The sequence below is a fragment of the Streptomyces panacea genome, assembly GCF_040560175.1.
Taxonomy (GTDB): Bacteria; Actinomycetota; Actinomycetes; order Streptomycetales; family Streptomycetaceae; genus Streptomyces; species Streptomyces panacea.
Genome location: NZ_JARJHW010000006.1, coordinates 29845 through 45811, shown reverse-complemented (window position 1 = coordinate 45811; position 15967 = coordinate 29845). Strand labels below are relative to the sequence as shown.

The following is a 15967-nucleotide window of genomic DNA, read 5'->3' as shown; positions in this document are numbered from 1 at the left end:
CTAGCCGCGCTAGCCTCGCCGGATATGAAGCAGCGTCAACAGAAGAAGTTCTCCCTCCGCCTCTTCGAGGCGGTCCTGAGAGGCGACGCCAGGAGCACGAAAGCCCTGTTGCGCAGTGGAGCAAGTCCGGAGAGGAGGGACAGCGACGGCACCACTCCGCTGTACCTGGCATCGGTGGAGGGCGAGGCCGAGATAGCTCGCCTGCTCATGGAAGCCGGAGCGTCCCCCGACACGGAAAGCAGCGGTCCCGGCTCGGAGGGCACACCTCTGTGCGCAGCCGCAAGCTGGGGACACACCGAAACAGTCCGGCAACTGTTGGCGCATGGGGCCGATCCCAACCTCCGCGAGGACCACGGCACAGGGCTGTCTCCACTGGACTGGGCAGACAACGGCCCCCATGCCGACACCGCCGAAATCCTTCGGACAGCAGGAGCGCAACCGACGCTTCACCAGGCTCGGTAGCTAGCAGCGACCTCAATACTCACTTTCGCAACAGGCCCAGGGACCCGCAAGACAGATCGTGCCGACGCGCGCCTGCTCGCCGCCATGACCCTCGCGGGGGGAAGGGCGCCCGGTCGTCGTGAACTCCCCCGTGGCCGAGGCGCTTCGGGTGGTGGCGCACGCCCACCGGTCGGCTGTGGCTGACCGAGTCGAGGCCGTGCACGTGCCGCGTGCGTCTGTCCGTCCAACAGCGATAGATGACGCCCCGTCACTCGTTGGCAGGGGGCATGGCCCGGCGTTCGCTGACAGCCATGGTGTTCTGCGAGTCGACGATTCCGGCTGCGAGCTCCCGATCGTGTCGGGCTGCTGTGCGGTAGCGGTGCACGGTGGCCGACGGCGCCCTCGGTGTCGCCGCCGGGGACGCTCCGCAGATCGGCCCGCCTGCAGGTTCGGCTGTACGACAACGGTTGCCCAGCCGAACCCTCGCGAGTTATCCCTGCGCGGTGGGGCGGATGACGATCTCGCCGACGTCCACCCCGTCCGGCTGGTCGATCGCGAATGCGATGGCGCGGGCGATCGCGGTCGGAGGCATGGCCATGCTGTCCAGCGAGGCCTGGAGGCTGGCACGGATCTCCGGGTTGGTGACCGCTCCGGCGCCCTCGGTCGACGTCATTCCGGGCGTCACGACGGTTACGCGCAGGTCGGCGCCGGCCTCCTGCCGCAGGCCTTCCGAGATCGCTCGGACCGCCATCTTCGTGCCCGAGTACACCGACATGTTCGGCACGACCTTGAGGGCCGCGGTGGATGCTGTGTTGATGACATGCCCGGACTTCTGCGTCCGGAAGACCGGCAGTGCGGCGGCGATGCCGTAGAGAACGCCCTTGATGTTGACGTCGATCATCGCCTCCCAGTCCTCGACACGGAGCTCGTCGAGCGGGGAGATGGGCATGACGCCGGCGTTGTTGACGAGCACGTCAAGACGGCCGAAGCGGTCGAGTGCGAGCTGGACGAGGGCGTCGACGTCGGCGCGCCGCCGGACGTCGACGCTTGCGAACACCGCCTCCCCGCCGGCCCCCGCGATCTGCGCGGCCAGAGCCTCCAGGCGTTCTGTACGCCGCGCCCCTAGGACGAGCTTCGCTCCGCGCTCCGCGAGGAGCAGCGCGGTGGCCTCCCCGATGCCGCTGCTGGCACCGGTGATGGCGATGACCTTGTTTTCGATTCCGGACATGGTCGCGTTCCTTTCCTTTGCCGTCTCTCAGACCTGTGCCAGGCCGCCGTCGGCGAACAATTCGACGCCATGGATGAAACTTGAGTCGTCGCAGGCCAGGAAGGCGACGGCTTTGGCGATCTCGCCGGTCTGGGCGATGCGGCCGATCGGGCTTCCCGCGCCCATCCGGTCGATTTCACTCTGGACGCGGTCGGCTCCCTGTGCCCTGGCGAGGGCGTTGCGCAGCGACTCCGTGTCGACCGCTCCGGGGCTGAGCACGTTGATGCGGATTCCGGACCCCTTCGTGTCCTGGATCCAGCTGCGGACGAAGCCGCGGACGGCCGCCTTCGCGCCGCCGTACATGCTCATTCCGCGAGGAGGGTCGATCGATCCGGTCGAACCGATGATGACGACGGTGCCGCCGCTCGGCAGGAACGGCAGCGCGGCCTGGACCGTGAACAGCACGCCCTTGGCGTTGGTGTTGAACGTCTGGTCGAACTCCTCCTCCGTGATGGCGCCCAGGGGCGAGTGGTAGCCGGCTCCCGCGTTCGCGATGACGGTGTCGAGACGGCCGTGCCGCGCCATCACCTGCGCGTAGAGGGCTTCGACATCGGAGGCGACCGCCACGTCGCCCTTGAAGGTCGAGCAGGATGTGCCGATGCCGGCGGCCGCGTCGTCGAGCGCTCCCTGTCGGCGTCCCGTGATCACGACCTTCGCCCCGCGCTGGGCAAACTCCTCGGCGATGGCCAGGCCGATGCCCGAACTGCCTCCGGTGATGACAGTGACCTTGTCCTTCATGTCCATGCCCGACATGGGTTCCCATCATTGGTGCGTAGGTCCCACCCTGGGCAGTGCCCTAGAATGAGAGCAAGCGGACATGCGTCCGCTTGCAAGAACGGTAGCGGACACATGTCCGATTGGCAAAGGTGAACTCGATGACGCCGCGAACGGTTCGCGCGACAGGGGGGCGGACCTCATGACGGCCTCCGACGGACCCGCACAGGGCGAACGTCCCGGACTGCGCGCTGACGCCGCCCTGAACCGGCAGCGCATCCTGGCCGCAGCCCGCGAGGCACTCGCCCTCTCGGGCGACGCCTCAATGCAGTCGATCGCGAAGAAAGTGGGCATCGGACAGGGCACCATGTACCGCCACTTCGCCACCCGCGAGGCCCTGATCCTCGCCGTACACCGCAAAGACGTCCAAGAGCTCGTCGAGGCCGCACCGAAGCTCGTCGCGTCACGCCCCGCACCGGTCGCGCTCCGCGAATGGTTCGACCGACTCGCCTCCTACGGCCGCGTCAAGCACGGTCTGGCCGGCGCGCTCTACTCCGTTATGCGGGAGACCCTGGCCGACGAGGGCTACGCGTCGATCGTCGACGCGATCACGCTGCTCCTCAACACGGGCAAACAAGCGGGCACGGTCCGGCAGGACATCGACGCGGAAGAGATGCTGCTGCTCGTAGGATTTCTCTGGCGGATCGAGTACGACGAGCAATGGGAAGCGAGGACGAGCCACCTCCTTGACCTGGTGATGGACAGCCTGCGCCCGAGGGCGATCGAATAGCCGGTAAACCCAAGGGCTCACAGAACAGGGCATCAGGCCGGACACTCGGCTCAGCCGTTCGCCACAAGCCCGACAGTCCCTCTCCCCGGCCCGACCCGCGCCCTTGGACACCACGCAGGCGAGGCGATGCGGCCTTGGCTCGGAGGCCGGCGGCGGATTGGACCTGCTGGAGCAGACGCTCGCATGTCCCGTCGGCCGACCATGGCCGGTGGCGTTCATTGACGGTCTTCCACGGCCCGAACCGCTCAGGCAAGTCACGCCACTGCACACCGGTCCGCACCCGGTGCAGAATCCCGTCGATCACCTGTCGTGATCCCGCCACCGACCACAACGCCTCTTGCTGACCGGCAGGAACGGCCGCAGCCGTTCCCACGCGGCATCCGTCAGATCGCCCCGCCCCATGACCACATCAAGGACCCCGCGCGGAGTAGTCACATGTTTGGCCGGACAAGTCCTAACCGACGAGGAGATGGAATCGGGACATCGACCGGCGTGCGGAACTGGGCCAAGAGGGGAAGTCCTGTTCCATGAGGAGCTCGCAGGGACCACAGCGTCTATCGAGGACACCACCTGACTCCGACGCCTTCGTTCTCACCGGGCACGTGTGTCCTTGACCGACCCCACCGGCGGCAGGTCGCCCGGTCGGCATGACCGCGGCGCGCTGAGTTCGCGGGCCGATCTGCGCCACTTGATACGCGTCATGGAAATGCCCACCAAGTCAGCGACTCGGCACAGGAAAGGACCGGTTTTGGACAGCGCACCCGGAATCCCGCCCGTAGTCCCAGGGCGCCTTCCGCTCCTCGGCCACGGTCTGTCCATGGCAGGGAGCAGCAACCGGCTGAAGTTCATGCAGGACGTTCGCGCCTACGGTCCGATCGTGCGTATCCGGCTGGGTCCCAAGAGCGTGGCTGTCGTGAACGACCCCACCCTGATACACGAGATGCTCACCCGACAGGCGGACGCCTTCTCCAAGGGCCTCCTTCTCGAGGGACTGAAGCTCTTCAACAAGGATGCTCTGCCTGTCACCGAGGGCCGGGTGCATCTGGCACGGAGGCGGCAGATGCAGCCGCCCTTCCATAGAGAGATGGTCAGGAGCTACGTCGAGAAGATGGTGAGCACCGCCGCGCCGACCATCGACTCGTGGGACTCCGCCACGACACTTGACATGAAGACCGAGATGCAGCTGATCACTCAGAACGTGGTCATGTCGGCCCTGTTCTCATCCGTCCCGGCACGCGAGCCCGCACGGGTCATCCTGGAAAGTGTCGACACCGTTTTCCGCGCCGCGCTACTCAGAGTCCTGCTGCCGATACGTGCGCTGGAGAACTTGCCCACACGCGGGAACCGGAAAATCGCGGCTGCGAGTTCCGCGCTGCGGAACGGAGTCACAGAGATCATCGAGGATCACCAGAGGCGGCCCGACTCGTATCAGGACGTCATCTCGCTGCTGATGAACACTCAGGACGATGCCGGCAAAGCCCTGGACAGCAACGACATCCTCTCCGAGGTGACAGCGCTGCTCGCGGCCAGCTCCGAGACCACCGCTGTGGTGCTCTCATGGCTGTTCTACGAACTCAGCCGCAACCATGACCTGGAGCGCCGCCTGCACGAGGAGGTCGACAGCGTGCTCGCCGGCGACGAACTCACCGCCGACCATCTCGGCGACCTCCCCTTCACCGGGCGGCTTGTCCAGGAGACTCTGCGGCTGTACGCGCCGTGGCTCCTCACCCGACAGGCCCTGCGTGACGTCCGGCTGGGCAAGACCGTGCTCCCGGCCGGAACGGACGTGATTTTCAGTCCCTACGCCGTGCACCGCGATCCGAGCTTGTACGCCAACCCTGACCGGTTCGATCCTGATCGCTGGCACCCGGACCGGCCGCAACCCCCCAGGGAAGCCTTCCTCCCGTTCGGGGCGGGCAAGAGAATGTGTATCGGCGACGTCTTCGCGGAAACGGAGGCGAAGGTCGTCACGGCTCTCATCGCGTCGAGACGGCGCCTCAAGGCCGCGCCCATGAGGGGTTCGGTAAAGGCCGTGGGCGAGATGACCACGCAACCGTCACGGCTTCGCATGATCCCTGAGCTCAGGACCGACGCCCCGGATCGGTCTGCACAGTCCGTCTGACGACAAGCACGGGCCGCAGTGTCGCGGACCTGCTGTTGAACGCGCGTAGCTCACGCCCGAATCAACTCCAGCTCCTCCGCAGCGCCGTGACGAAGGATCTGATCGCACTGACCAGGTGGTGGGCCTTCGACGCGGCCGGTCCCGCCCCGAGCCGGATGGCGATGCCGCCCTGGCACCGGCTGGGCGTCGACGACTTGCTGCCCGCCACCGCAGTCGCGAGGAAGGGCGAGCATCACCGAGCCGATCTCGCCGGCCACTATGGGGCCGTTGCTGATCTGGGCGCTGCGCGTGGTCGATGACTTCGCCGATGACATCGTCGCCGCCTGCACGGAAAGCCGTCGGATGGCCGAGCTTCCTTGCGCTGCGTCTCGCTGACCTGCGTAATGCGTGGGCTCGGCTCATTGAGATAGACCACAGTTGTCCGTCTTACGTGGTCTCAGCTGCCCCGGCTTGGGAAGCGGCGTCGATAGGGTGTCGCCATGCCGTATTCACCGATGCCGCTCCAACTGGACACCGCTCGGCTGGCATTGAGTCAGTGGACCGAGCCCGGCATCGACGCCCATCGCGTGCTTGTCGAACTCGCCCGCAAAGGCGAGGAGAGGTGCTGGAGATGTTCGCTGGGGGAACCACGCGGCTGCTGGTCAGAAATGACGGTGAAGCGCCGCTGGAGCTGACCGTGGAGCCGTGGGCGGATACCTACCAGATCCTGCCGGGGCAGACCTGCGTCGTAGTCACTCACTCGGCAGCAGGCGACGGTTCTTGGTCCGGGACGTTGCGTGGGGACGAGCCTTTCCAGGTCGACCATCGGCGGGATTCGGTCACGGTGTGGGCCAACGGCAATTGCTTTCACCTCAGTGACATGGTGGGCAACGCGATCGACGCGGCCGACTGGCAGTGCCCTGCCCAGAGTCCGGATTCCTGAGGGCAGCTCCGAGCGGGACCCGATCACGTACCGGCCGGTTTCAAGACTCGGGGGAGGTGGGCGTGCATGTGCTGGACCTCGATGTCGCGGCCGAGGTCTTGAACCCGGTGTCCAAGGATTTCAGTCAGTCCGCATGCCCTTTTCCGGACTAAGAAATGATCAGGAGTGAACTCACCAGGAATGCGCTCTCGCCTGCCGTTAGGGATACGGCCGGGGCCATCGGGGACGGCCGCGGCCGGAAGCCGCCTGGCCTACGATCCTCTTGGGGAGCGACGCAACGGCACTGCCAGAGATAGGTGTTGGTCCTTCCCTCCCAAAGTGTCGATCATGGGAGTGATTCGGTTGTTACTGTCCATCTGCGGCATGGGCGCTCTATGGCTGTTCTTCTTTGCGTGGGTGGGCTGGCGTCGGCGTAGGCATGGCGGCGCCGGCGGGACGGCTACGGAGGCATGGAACGAGCTCTTCCAGCCGTCCCACCGACACGTTCAAGAAGAGCGGGAACGTCGGCTCGCCCTCCGAGACGACACGGAATCCGGCGCGCCACGAAGCACTGTGGACTTGGACTCGGGCAAAGCTGTCATCCGCTCGAAAGAGCATTGATTTACCTGTAGTAGGCGTGTGAGCAAATGGCGTCGAGGTCGAGGATGTCCACCTGGTTAGCGGTCGGCGGGGGGCCGCCCTTGAGGGGGAGCATCCGAACGAGATCCCGCGTATCGGGTGCATGGTCCGGTTCTCCTGCTTCTGGTGGTGAGGGTGCTTGGTCGGTGAAGACGGGCATGCAAAGGTCGACCAGTTGGGGTCTGCGCGTCGTCCCGCAGTCCGGTCAACATCTCTGGGGCTCCGGGGGTGTTCAGGACGATCTGTTGCCCGGCCCACACGCCTACCGGTGCCTGCGGTGGCATGGCGAATGGTGGCGCCGACGCCTCTACGACGGTGAATTCCGGTGGTGAGGGGCTGAAGCGCCCGCCCCCCCCCGGCAGCGCTCAGGAGCATGTCTGGCGGAGCAGACGGCCCACTACGGCACGGAACCTCTCCCGCCCTGCCATGACACTCGTGTCCCACAGGCCTCCGACGTCACCGCTCAGCGAGAGGCACTGGAGCCGTTGTTCCTCAGCGAGGAAACTGGCGCCCGCCACGTTCTGGTCCAGCATCCCCATCGCGGTGAGCGCCACATGGCCGCAGGACACCGCGTCATCAGCGTTTCCCGAGCCGTGTGCGAGCACGGCATACCGCAAGCTGAGGACAGCGAAGAAGGCGTAGGTGTCCGCAACATCGATAATCTCCTCCTCGTTCTGCTGAAGCTCCGGGAAACGCTCCAGCAGGCGTACGCGCTCAGCGGCCTCGGCGAGCGGGCGGTCGGCATACCAAAGGTCACGTACGGACTCCGCGTAGAGGTCCAGGTCGGACTCCCGCCCGGGCACCTTCGCGCGCAGGCCCATGAACAGTGGCGCCATGCGTTCGGTGCAGGCGGCGACGTACAGACAGATCGCCTCGCCGCCCCCGTCCCTAAGCGCCTCCGCGACGGCACCCTCGACCAGCTTCTCCACGTCCCACCCTCCCGTTCGAAAAGATCAACAGGGTACATACAGCCCGGGGCTCCGAAGCTTGACAAGCCAACGCCCTGAGGTGTCTGTCCGGTCCTCGCCCGCCCGTGTTCAAGTGGGCGAGGACCAGGCAGGGTAGCCGGTACGGGCAACAGCTCCGCCCCGTAAGCGTGTTCGTGTCGGCGGGGCGCAGCGGTACGGGGCGGGGTGGGTGTGGTCAGAGCTCGCCGCGTGCCCGTGCCTGGGCGTCCGCGAGCATCACGGCGTGGTCGAACGCGAGGTCCGGGAGCGCGTCCAGCGGCCACCAGCAGGCGGCGGTCGCGTCGTCCCCCGCCATCGGCGGAACGGCCGTAGACAGGGTGGCGGTAAGGGAGACCCTGATGCCGGCCTCTTCCTCCAGATTGGTCCAGAATCCGGGCGGCTCGCACCGCGCGCGATGGAACCCCGCTGGAGACGAAGCGTGCGTGGAGGTAGAAGTCGCTGACGGGCTCGGTGGTGCTGGCTCTCTGCTGGGTGATGAGCAGGTGGGGATTGGAGGTGCGTGGCCATCGCCGGTGTCGGTAGCGCAGCCAGACGTGCAGCAGATCGGTCGTGGTCTCGTCGAGATGACCACGTGCCGGCCGGGGGGAGGGGGAGGAGTTGGCCGCGGGCGAGCCGAAGTTCAGTGAGGGTGAGGGTATGCGGGTCGGTGCCGTTGGTTGCGTGGAGGGCGGTCAGCACCACCGAACCGACGGCGCCGCGAAGCCGCCGGCCTGCTCCAGGTGGCGGGAGACACCGAGCCCGGAGAGTTGATCCCCGGCACCGGTGGGGCCCTCCGTAGAGCCATCGCTCCGAAGGCCGCAGGCCACCTCACGTGAGCCGAGGAGACTCCAGCGGGCGCCGGCGGAACCTGTCTCATGAATACCGAAGCGGCCCGCCGCTCCTCCGCGGTCGATCTCAGCATGCCGGCCTTCGCCGAACATCGCCATCCGCACCACCACTACGTCGACGGACAAGCACCGTCCCAGAAATCCATGGTCGCCACGAAGCTGAACTGCCTACGCTCCAACCCATGCGAACTGTCTTCGTGTTTCCCACAGGTGAGCGAGCCGAGACCGTCGCCTCGCTTGATCGGCATCTGCCCGAGCAGAGCGATCCGTGGACTCTGGACGGCAACCTCTACATCGACATCGACGATGAGCAGACCGGGCACCTCTTCTCCGACTGGGATCCTGAGGATGTGGCGATCCTCGAAGCAGCCCTCGGACATCACCCCACTTGGGCGGTGCAGATCGACATCTCCGGGCGGATCGACGGCACCGCAGAGGTTCACCAAATGATCGCTCTGCTCCTTGAACATGGCGGTGTGGCGACGGACGACTACACCACCCACCCGTGGACCCTGCTGGAAGTCCTGTCTGGAGCAGTGACCGACGGCTTGCGCTTCTTCGACTTTCGCGGCTACCACGAACTCAGCCGCGAACACGGGTACTCCTGACTTGATCAACTCACCAGCGCAGGTTCAGAGAAGCCTGTTTCCGTTGTCCCGTCCTCATCGTCCACGCGACAGAACGTCCGCGACTCGTCGAGATCCGCGACAACCTCCTCGCGCGCATCCTGGAAGCCGAACGCGAAGGTTGGCTCGGCGAGAGGGTTCGCGACGCGAATCGTTGCCCGAAAAGTGACGGCTTCACATCCCTCGGCGGTCGTCTATTTCGATGGAGAGGTGTTGCCACGACTGGGTCAGCCATGCCAGGTCGTCGAACGTGGTGCTGCTGATGGTGCGCAATGGCTCGTCTGGGAGGAAGTGCACGGTGGTCCCGGTCGTGAGGTCATCGGCGATCGGCTGCAGGTCAGTAGTAGGCACGCCGTGTTCGTACCGCTGGGTCCAGGAGCCGTTGAGACGGCGGTTGGTATGGATGAGCCATGTGCTGAGTGCAGCGACGACAGACATGCCTCGGCGAATGTGCGTGTCGGGGAGGGGCGGCGCATCAGGGTTGTCGAAGAACCGGAGGTCCTCCGTGGCCATGACCGGCTTCTTCAGGATGTTCCCAAGCTCATCGAGGCGTGTGTCGGTGCCCCGTCCGTTGTCGGTGACGGCCACCGAGCCGTCTGGATAGAGGGCAATTTGGCAGCGGCCACCGTGGCCGGATTCGGCCTCGTCTGCCACATAGGCGACGATCTCCAGGGTCAGGTGCAGGATGCCGTCGGGGGCGAAGGCGGCTGAATTCTGGCGGATATGCTCAAGATGGTCGAGGTCGACACTGCCGGCCCAGTCGTGAGTGGTGTTGCGCCAGGAGGCCCTTGGTGTGTCCATCGGAGAAGTATGCGAGACCGCAGTCACGGGCTAACAACGGGTGTCAGCGGGAACGTTCGGACGTGATGCGGTTAGTTCCCAGCTTCTCAAGCTCGCCGGGCAGGGGCACGGTCCCGGCGATGGTTCGCCGAACTGCTGTGTATGAAGGGGCGAATTGGGTCCCTGAGACCTTGGGGCTGGGATCTGAGTACGTGTACTCATGTGCCCGGCCCTGCCTCAACGGAAGGTGGAGCAGGGGTGCGGAAATGAAGAAGACCAAGGCGGCCCGGTGGGGGCGGGGCTACAGGCGGTGCACGCAAGTGGGCGGACTGCTGCTGACATTCGCCCTGGTGGGACTGACTGCGGCGTGCTCCCGCGAGCCGGCGGACAAGGAACTGCGTACGCAGGCCACGTCATCCGAAGCGGAATCTCGCCGGGGAATGGAAGAGCAGAAGATGCGCGCCCTGATCGCGCGCTTGACTGCTGTCGAAGGCCTGGAGCACTTGCTCACCCGCTCTATCGACTCCTGTCACGGGCCCCAGAAAGGCTCGATATTCGAGAACAACTGGTCTCCGTACGCCCTCACGTGCAGCATGCGGGCCGACGCCTACTTCGGCGTCCGGGGAGAGATCACCGACGTGTTGTCCCGGATCCGCGCGGCCGGCATCGCGACCTGGGGACCGCAGGACGGCGAGGGGCGGGATATGCCGTACGCGGCCGGCACCGTGACCTACGCGCTCGACTACCACCGCGCTCGAGGCACGTTCCAGGACGGCACCTTGATGCCCGCGCCGACACTCGAAGCCCCTGGGCTCCGACTCGACTGGGACCGGCCGGACCCGCCACTCCCGAATCGGGTTGAGGAACCCGCCCCGTGCCCCGAGACCGGGTCCGCCGCGATTTATTGGCGCTGCTCGATCACACCAGATGACCCGGTGACAGTGGCAGGCGCACGAGCCCGCTACGACACCGTTCTAACTCTCGGGAACTCCTCCGCAGACGACTACTTCACCGTGCCCCGCCGAAAATGATCTCTCGAGCGCCAGCGGTGAACAGCGGTGAGTCGGCCGTATCCCAGTCAGGCTGAGCTTCGGTGGTCACGTCCGAGCATTTGAGGGCGCGCTCATGTCTGATGCGAAGGAGGCCGGCGGGAGAGCCACTGCCGCCCGAGACACGGACCCACCCCCGCACGACGCGATACCCGCTGTCCTGTCCGCGCCACCACCGCGGCCACCGGCCGACGACATGCTCAACGTGCTCTTTGAAGAGAGCCAGGACCTCAGGTGCTGGACACTGCTGCCGGCCACGTCAGGTTCCGCGCTCGGAGCGAACGGCAACGGGTCCCTACCGAGCCGGGGCCCGAGCCCAGCTTTCTGTCCGGCATGTCAGAAACGAGTGGGAAGCCGGACCGCAGGTGGCAGCGGAGCCGCGTTGGTGGTTGCGTGGAACGACTGGATGATCAGCCCAGCGAGTCGGCGAGTGGCCGCTGCCTGTGCCGCGGGAGACCCTGCCCGGACCCCGTGGGCCGCCTGCATAGCGAGAACGACGTCCTCCAGGACGATCTCCGCGCGCAGTGCGCCGCTCTCTTTGGCGCGCCGGATCAGCTCAAGCATTCCACGCACTGTCCGTTCGTGCCCGGCCGTGAACTCTGGTTCACGGGAAAGCTGCACCAGGATGGGCTGCACCCGTGGATCACCGCCGTACGCAGTCACGAGCTTCTCGACCACCCGGGAAAGTCCCTGCCACGGGTCCCTCGCCGCGAGACCCTCCTTGATGGCCGTCGAGCACACAGCCATGTCCTCGGCGAAGGCCGCGAGGAGCAGCGCCTGCCTGGTCGGGAAGCGCCGGTAGACGGTGGCGGTGCTCACCCGGGCACGGCGGGCGACCTCGCGCACCGGCACGGCAAGGCCCTCGGCGACGAAGGACAGCCGGGCCGCCGCCAGGATGCGCCCGCGGTTGTCGTCTGCGTCTGCGCGTAAGTGACGCACTTCGACCACCTCTTCTTTCACTTTCGTCGCACGGGCAGAGCGTTTGCCTAGGTTCGAAGCCATGAGAGCAGTTCAGTACACCGAGTACGGCCCGCCCAGCGTCCTTTCGATCGTCGACGTACCGCCACCCCACGCGGGCCGGGGACAGATCCGCATCGCCGTCCGGGCATCCAGCGTGGCACCCGGAGAGGTCAAACAGCGATCAGGAGCGATGCGGGAGGTGCTGCCGACAGTCTTCCCGGTCCGCACCGGCTACGAGGCCGCGGGGGTGGTGGACGAGGTGGGTGAGGGTGTCTCTGACGTCAACGTCGGGGACGAAGTGTTCGGCACGACGAGCAGCGAACGCGGCGCCAACGCCGACCATGCGGTCCTGGCCGTATGGACGCCCAGACCGGCCACCTGGACGTGGGAGGAGGCAGCAGGCGCGACGGGCGCCGTCGAGACGTCGTTCCGCGTGCTCGACCGGCTCGCGGTAACCCGCGGGGACACGGTGCTGGTGCAGGGGGCAGCCGGCGGGACAGGGACTGTCGCCGTCCAGATCGCAGTCGAGCGCGGCGCCACGGTGATTGGCACCGCGAGCGAGCACAACCACGACTTCCTGCGCTCCCTCGGCGCGAAACCGACTACCTACGGACCGGGACTGGTGGAGCGGGTCCGTGGCCTCGCGCCGTCCGGTGTGAACGCGGTGTTCGACTGCGCGGGGGGCGCGCTGCCCGACCTGGTGGCCATCGCCGGCGACCCGGCACGCGTGGTGACCGTTGCTGACATCGACGCCGCCACCCATGGCGTGCACCTGTCGATCGCCTCGGCGGCCACGACACTGGGCCCCGGCGACCCGCCCGCGGTGTACGGTCTGCCGATCGCCGTCGAGCTGGCCGCACAGGGCCGATTGCAGATCCCTCTCGCGGGGACGTTCCCCCTTGCCGAGATCGTGGCCGCCCACACGCTCAGCGAGACCGGGCATGCCCGCGGCAAGATCTCGCTGCTGCACTGAACCCGGTGGCCCAGCTCGCCCACGGGGCCGGGACGCACCGGACGGGGGCAGCCCGCAACAGGGCTGCCCCCGTCCTTGCCAGCTCAGCTCGCAGCGACGACCGGCTCGCCCTGTGGACTTCGCGGGCCGGGCACCGTGGCCGCCCCGGTGGCCGCAAGGTCCAGGTCGAGACGGCTGTTCATTCCAGTTCGAACCGGCCCTACGGGTTCACGTGGGTCCGGAACAGCGGAGACAGTCCCCGCCGGTCCGCCTCGGTGAGCTTGTCCGCCCACCTCGGTCGGCCAGAACCTGCTGTACCAGCACTGTGCCGTGGACGGAGCGGCGGGCCTCGCCGCTCTGCCCCTCGCGGGCGACATGGCCGGGACGGTGACCGCGTGACGACCGAGCTGAGCGGAGTCGACCTCGCGCGCCAGGCGCCGATCGCCGCCCAGGAAGCGGCGGGGAAGAACGATGCCGGCCAGAACCCGAGTTTTGACGGCGCTTCACGTTGCAGTCGTGTCCGCCGCCAGGCAGACCCATGGCGGGACCATCCCTGCGGGCGCGGGGAGCAGATTCGGTGACCAGGCAGTTCACCGCTTTCCGGCCCGTGCCCGCGGAGGCTTGAGCTAGCGGCGAGAAGCGATCACATCACCGGGATTGACTTCATGGCTAATGCTGATAGCTTTTAGGTAATGCAGCTAGCCAAACGGCTAGCAGGCCACATGGAGGTAGTCGTGACCGAGTTCCTGAACGTCAACGGTGGGACCATCGCCTACGAGATGAGCGGCGCCGCCGGCCCCCTGGTGGTGGTCGCCCACGGCATGGGCGACAGCCGCGAGGCCTTCCGGTTCTTCACCCCCGCCCTGGTGGAAGCCGGATACCGAGTCGCCGCGGTGGACCTGCGCGGCCACGGTGAGTCCAGCGTCGGTTGGGCCTCCTACACACGCACCGACCTCGCGGGTGACCTGGTCGCCCTGGTGAAACACCTCGGCGAACCGGCGGTGCTCGTCGGCCACTCCATCGCCGGCGGTGCGGTCACGATCGCCGCGGCCCAGGCCCCGGAGCTCATCACCGCGCTGGTCGAGCTCGCGCCCTTCACCCGCAAGCAGCAGGTCAGGCTCGGTGACCTGCGGGTGGCCGGCTACCGTCGCGGCGCGACCCATCTCATGGGCACCACCATCCTCGGCAGCACCCGACAGTGGGCCAAGTACCTGGACGCCGCCTACCCCGGCTCCAAGCCCGCGGACTTCGACATCCGCATGGGGCAGATCACCGCGATGCTCCAGGAGCCCGGCCGGATGAAGGTCCTGCAGGCGATGGGCAAGATCTCCCCCGCCGACGCCGGTGAGCAGCTGGGCAACGTCACCTGCCCGGTGCTCATCGTGCAGGGCACCCTCGACCCCGACTGGGTCTCGCCGCAGGCCGAGGGCGAGGCGATCGTCGCCGACCTGCCGACCGGTCTGGGCCGACTGGAGATGATCGAGGGGGCCGGTCACTACCCGCACGTCCAGTTCCCCCAGCAGACCCTCGCCGCGGTCCTGACCTTCCTGGCCGGCGTCGATGCCTAGGGCCGGCCTGGACGCGGCCACGATCGTCGCCGCCGCCGCCGAGCTCGCCGACGAGATCGGCTTCAGCGAGCTGACCATGAGCCGGCTGGCCGAGCGGGTCGGGGTGCGCGCCCCGTCGCTCTACAAGCACATCGCCAGCCAGGACGACCTCCACCGGCGCATCGCGGCGCTCGCCTTCGACGAGGCCGCCGACGCGATCGGCACGGCCATCCAGGGCCGCGCCGGCCGCGACGCCCTGGCCGCCGCGGCCGGCGCACTCCGCGACTTCGTGCTCACCCACCCCGGCCGCTACGCGGCCACCCTCGGCCTCACGCCGACCGGTCCCGACGACCCGATCATGCTCGCCTCCAGACGGGGGATCGGCCCCTTCGAAGCGGTACTGCGGGGATACGACATCGACCCACAGGAGATGACCCACGCGCTGCGGGCGGTGCGCAGCGTCTTCCACGGCTTCGCCAGCCTGCAGGCATCCGGCGGATTCCAGTGGTCCACCGACGTGGGCGAGAGCTTCGAATATCTCATCGACCTCGTCGACCGCGGCCTTCGCCCCGCCGCGGTCGCGGACCCCGCCGATCACCACAGGTAGACCACTCGCTCGCCGGACTGCCAACCCCTCCTCCCCACAACCCGTCAGAAGTGGAAACCGTCATGGACGCAGTGCTCACCGCCGTCATCGACATCGACGCCACCCCGGAAGAGGTGTGGAACGTCCTCACCGACTTCGCCACCTACGGCGAGTGGAGCAACTTCTCCGCAGCCGAGGGAACCGCTCAAGTGGGAAGCAGACTCACCATGCGCATGCCGGGCATGACCTTCAGACCCACGGTCACCGTCGCGACACCCGGCCAGGAGTTGCGGTGGGCAGGCACGCTCGGCACGAAGCGGCTGTTCCACGGCCAGCACTCCTTCGTCCTCTCGCCCAACCACGACGGCACCACCCACCTGACCAACTGCGAGGAGTTCTCCGGCGCGTTGACCACCCTGACCCGGCGGTTGCTGAGGACGCCCAAGCACGACGGGTACGCCGCGTTCAACACGGGCCTCAAGCAGCGGGTGGAAGGACTCACCGACAGCACACGCTGACCACGCCCTCATCTGTCAGGGCGACGCGATCTCGCACCTGCGGTCACCGTCCTCGTCGGTGAGCAAAACGCACAGTCGGTGGTGTCCGTACCCTCACCGTAGTGTCGAGCCACGGCGCCGAGCTGTCCGCCGGCACTGCGGCCGCCGACGCCCGCGACAAGGTCCTCGCGCTCCTGGAGGAACTGCACACCGCCCGGCACGGCACGGGCCTGTCCGACGGCGACCGTGGTTGACCCTGTTGGGTCCAACGGCTCCAACCGTCGCTGAGCCGGCCGTCTTC

General features: G+C 67.2%; 17 protein-coding genes and 1 pseudogene. 12 read left to right on the top strand and 6 right to left on the bottom strand.

Going from position 1 to position 15967, the window contains the following annotated elements; all coding sequences use genetic code 11:
* Window positions 1-24: 24 nt before the first annotated feature.
* Complete coding sequence (locus P3L51_RS03070; RefSeq protein WP_354603442.1) at window positions 25-462, top strand: ankyrin repeat domain-containing protein; 438 nt, start codon at window positions 25-27, stop codon at window positions 460-462.
* 469 nt (window positions 463-931) lie between these two features.
* Here P3L51_RS03070 and P3L51_RS03065 read toward each other — a convergent pair whose 3' ends face one another.
* On the bottom strand, window positions 932-1669 hold the full coding sequence (locus tag P3L51_RS03065) for an SDR family oxidoreductase (protein WP_354603441.1): 738 nt from the start codon (window positions 1667-1669) through the stop codon (window positions 932-934).
* Window positions 1670-1696: 27 nt separating this feature from the next.
* On the bottom strand, window positions 1697-2461 hold the full coding sequence (locus tag P3L51_RS03060; RefSeq protein ID WP_354603440.1) for an SDR family NAD(P)-dependent oxidoreductase: 765 nt from the start codon (window positions 2459-2461) through the stop codon (window positions 1697-1699).
* A 163-nt stretch (window positions 2462-2624) separates the two neighbouring features.
* Between P3L51_RS03060 and P3L51_RS03055 the strand changes: the two genes are divergently transcribed.
* Window positions 2625-3212, top strand: a complete 588-nt coding sequence (locus tag P3L51_RS03055; RefSeq protein ID WP_354603485.1) for a TetR/AcrR family transcriptional regulator — start codon at window positions 2625-2627, stop codon at window positions 3210-3212.
* Window positions 3213-3369: 157 nt separating this feature from the next.
* Here P3L51_RS03055 and P3L51_RS03050 read toward each other — a convergent pair.
* Window positions 3370-3614, bottom strand: a pseudogene (locus tag P3L51_RS03050) (transposase); the annotation flags it as partial.
* A gap of 298 nt (window positions 3615-3912) precedes the next feature.
* Here P3L51_RS03050 and P3L51_RS03045 point away from each other — a divergent pair.
* From P3L51_RS03045 to P3L51_RS03035, 3 genes are all read left to right on the top strand, one after another.
* Complete coding sequence (locus P3L51_RS03045; RefSeq protein WP_354603439.1) at window positions 3913-5334, top strand: cytochrome P450; 1422 nt, start codon at window positions 3913-3915, stop codon at window positions 5332-5334.
* Window positions 5335-5944: 610 nt separating this feature from the next.
* Window positions 5945-6256 carry a hypothetical protein gene (locus P3L51_RS03040; RefSeq protein WP_354603484.1) on the top strand — a complete coding sequence of 104 codons (312 nt, stop codon included), beginning with the start codon at window positions 5945-5947 and terminating at the stop codon, window positions 6254-6256.
* Window positions 6257-6436: 180 nt separating this feature from the next.
* Window positions 6437-6856 (top strand): DUF6191 domain-containing protein, encoded by a 420-nt coding sequence (locus P3L51_RS03035; protein ID WP_354603438.1) that lies wholly within the window; start codon window positions 6437-6439, stop codon window positions 6854-6856.
* A gap of 383 nt (window positions 6857-7239) precedes the next feature.
* Here the strand turns inward: P3L51_RS03035 and P3L51_RS03030 are convergent, their stop codons facing one another.
* Entirely contained in the window at window positions 7240-7803 is a 564-nt protein-coding gene (locus tag P3L51_RS03030) for a hypothetical protein (RefSeq protein ID WP_354603437.1), read from the bottom strand.
* Between the two features lie 1048 nt (window positions 7804-8851).
* Between P3L51_RS03030 and P3L51_RS03025 the strand changes: the two genes are divergently transcribed.
* Complete coding sequence (locus P3L51_RS03025; protein ID WP_354603436.1) at window positions 8852-9277, top strand: hypothetical protein; 426 nt, start codon at window positions 8852-8854, stop codon at window positions 9275-9277.
* 192 nt (window positions 9278-9469) lie between these two features.
* Here the strand turns inward: P3L51_RS03025 and P3L51_RS03020 are convergent, their stop codons facing one another.
* Complete coding sequence (locus tag P3L51_RS03020; RefSeq protein ID WP_354603435.1) at window positions 9470-10096, bottom strand: DNA topoisomerase subunit B; 627 nt, start codon at window positions 10094-10096, stop codon at window positions 9470-9472.
* Between the two features lie 245 nt (window positions 10097-10341).
* Here P3L51_RS03020 and P3L51_RS03015 point away from each other — a divergent pair, with 245 nt between their 5' ends.
* On the top strand, window positions 10342-11106 hold the full coding sequence (locus P3L51_RS03015; RefSeq protein ID WP_354603434.1) for a hypothetical protein: 765 nt from the start codon (window positions 10342-10344) through the stop codon (window positions 11104-11106).
* Window positions 11107-11460: 354 nt separating this feature from the next.
* Here the strand turns inward: P3L51_RS03015 and P3L51_RS03010 are convergent, their stop codons facing one another.
* Window positions 11461-12126 (bottom strand): TetR/AcrR family transcriptional regulator, encoded by a 666-nt coding sequence (locus P3L51_RS03010; protein ID WP_354603433.1) that lies wholly within the window; start codon window positions 12124-12126, stop codon window positions 11461-11463.
* On the opposite strand from P3L51_RS03010, the gene P3L51_RS03005 reads away from it, so the two are divergent.
* The 5 genes from P3L51_RS03005 (at window position 12125) to P3L51_RS02985 (ending at window position 15920) form a co-directional block, all read left to right on the top strand.
* A complete protein-coding gene (locus P3L51_RS03005; RefSeq protein ID WP_354603432.1) occupies window positions 12125-13057 on the top strand; it encodes an NADP-dependent oxidoreductase in 933 nt (310 codons plus the stop codon). The genes P3L51_RS03010 and P3L51_RS03005 overlap by 2 nt on opposite strands.
* A 713-nt stretch (window positions 13058-13770) precedes the next feature.
* Window positions 13771-14604, top strand: coding sequence for an alpha/beta fold hydrolase (locus P3L51_RS03000; protein WP_354603431.1), 834 nt, complete (start codon window positions 13771-13773; stop codon window positions 14602-14604).
* A gap of 22 nt (window positions 14605-14626) precedes the next feature.
* Window positions 14627-15190, top strand: coding sequence for a TetR/AcrR family transcriptional regulator (locus P3L51_RS02995; protein WP_354603483.1), 564 nt, complete (start codon window positions 14627-14629; stop codon window positions 15188-15190).
* A gap of 62 nt (window positions 15191-15252) precedes the next feature.
* Window positions 15253-15687, top strand: a complete 435-nt coding sequence (locus P3L51_RS02990; protein ID WP_354603430.1) for an SRPBCC family protein — start codon at window positions 15253-15255, stop codon at window positions 15685-15687.
* 101 nt (window positions 15688-15788) lie between these two features.
* The gene (locus tag P3L51_RS02985; RefSeq protein WP_354603429.1) at window positions 15789-15920 is read left to right on the top strand and encodes a hypothetical protein; all 132 of its coding nucleotides are present in this window, start codon (window positions 15789-15791) and stop codon (window positions 15918-15920) included.
* Window positions 15921-15967: the final 47 nt, after the last annotated feature.

Excerpts from the sequence above, each read along its gene's own strand:
- P3L51_RS03070 (WP_354603442.1), top strand. The coding sequence starts at position 25 with ATGAAGCAGCGTCAACAGAAGAAGTTCTCCCTCCGCCTCTTCGAGGCG.
- P3L51_RS03065 (WP_354603441.1), bottom strand. The coding sequence starts at position 1,669 with ATGTCCGGAATCGAAAACAAGGTCATCGCCATCACCGGTGCCAGCAGC.
- P3L51_RS03060 (WP_354603440.1), bottom strand. The coding sequence starts at position 2,461 with ATGTCGGGCATGGACATGAAGGACAAGGTCACTGTCATCACCGGAGGC.
- P3L51_RS03055 (WP_354603485.1), top strand. The coding sequence starts at position 2,625 with ATGACGGCCTCCGACGGACCCGCACAGGGCGAACGTCCCGGACTGCGC.
- P3L51_RS03045 (WP_354603439.1), top strand. The coding sequence starts at position 3,913 with ATGGAAATGCCCACCAAGTCAGCGACTCGGCACAGGAAAGGACCGGTT.
- P3L51_RS03040 (WP_354603484.1), top strand. The coding sequence starts at position 5,945 with ATGTTCGCTGGGGGAACCACGCGGCTGCTGGTCAGAAATGACGGTGAA.
- P3L51_RS03035 (WP_354603438.1), top strand. The coding sequence starts at position 6,437 with ATGCGCTCTCGCCTGCCGTTAGGGATACGGCCGGGGCCATCGGGGACG.
- P3L51_RS03025 (WP_354603436.1), top strand. The coding sequence starts at position 8,852 with ATGCGAACTGTCTTCGTGTTTCCCACAGGTGAGCGAGCCGAGACCGTC.
- P3L51_RS03020 (WP_354603435.1), bottom strand. The coding sequence starts at position 10,096 with ATGGACACACCAAGGGCCTCCTGGCGCAACACCACTCACGACTGGGCC.
- P3L51_RS03015 (WP_354603434.1), top strand. The coding sequence starts at position 10,342 with ATGAAGAAGACCAAGGCGGCCCGGTGGGGGCGGGGCTACAGGCGGTGC.
- P3L51_RS03005 (WP_354603432.1), top strand. The coding sequence starts at position 12,125 with ATGAGAGCAGTTCAGTACACCGAGTACGGCCCGCCCAGCGTCCTTTCG.
- P3L51_RS03010 (WP_354603433.1), bottom strand. The coding sequence starts at position 12,126 with ATGGCTTCGAACCTAGGCAAACGCTCTGCCCGTGCGACGAAAGTGAAA.
- P3L51_RS02990 (WP_354603430.1), top strand. The coding sequence starts at position 15,253 with ATGGACGCAGTGCTCACCGCCGTCATCGACATCGACGCCACCCCGGAA.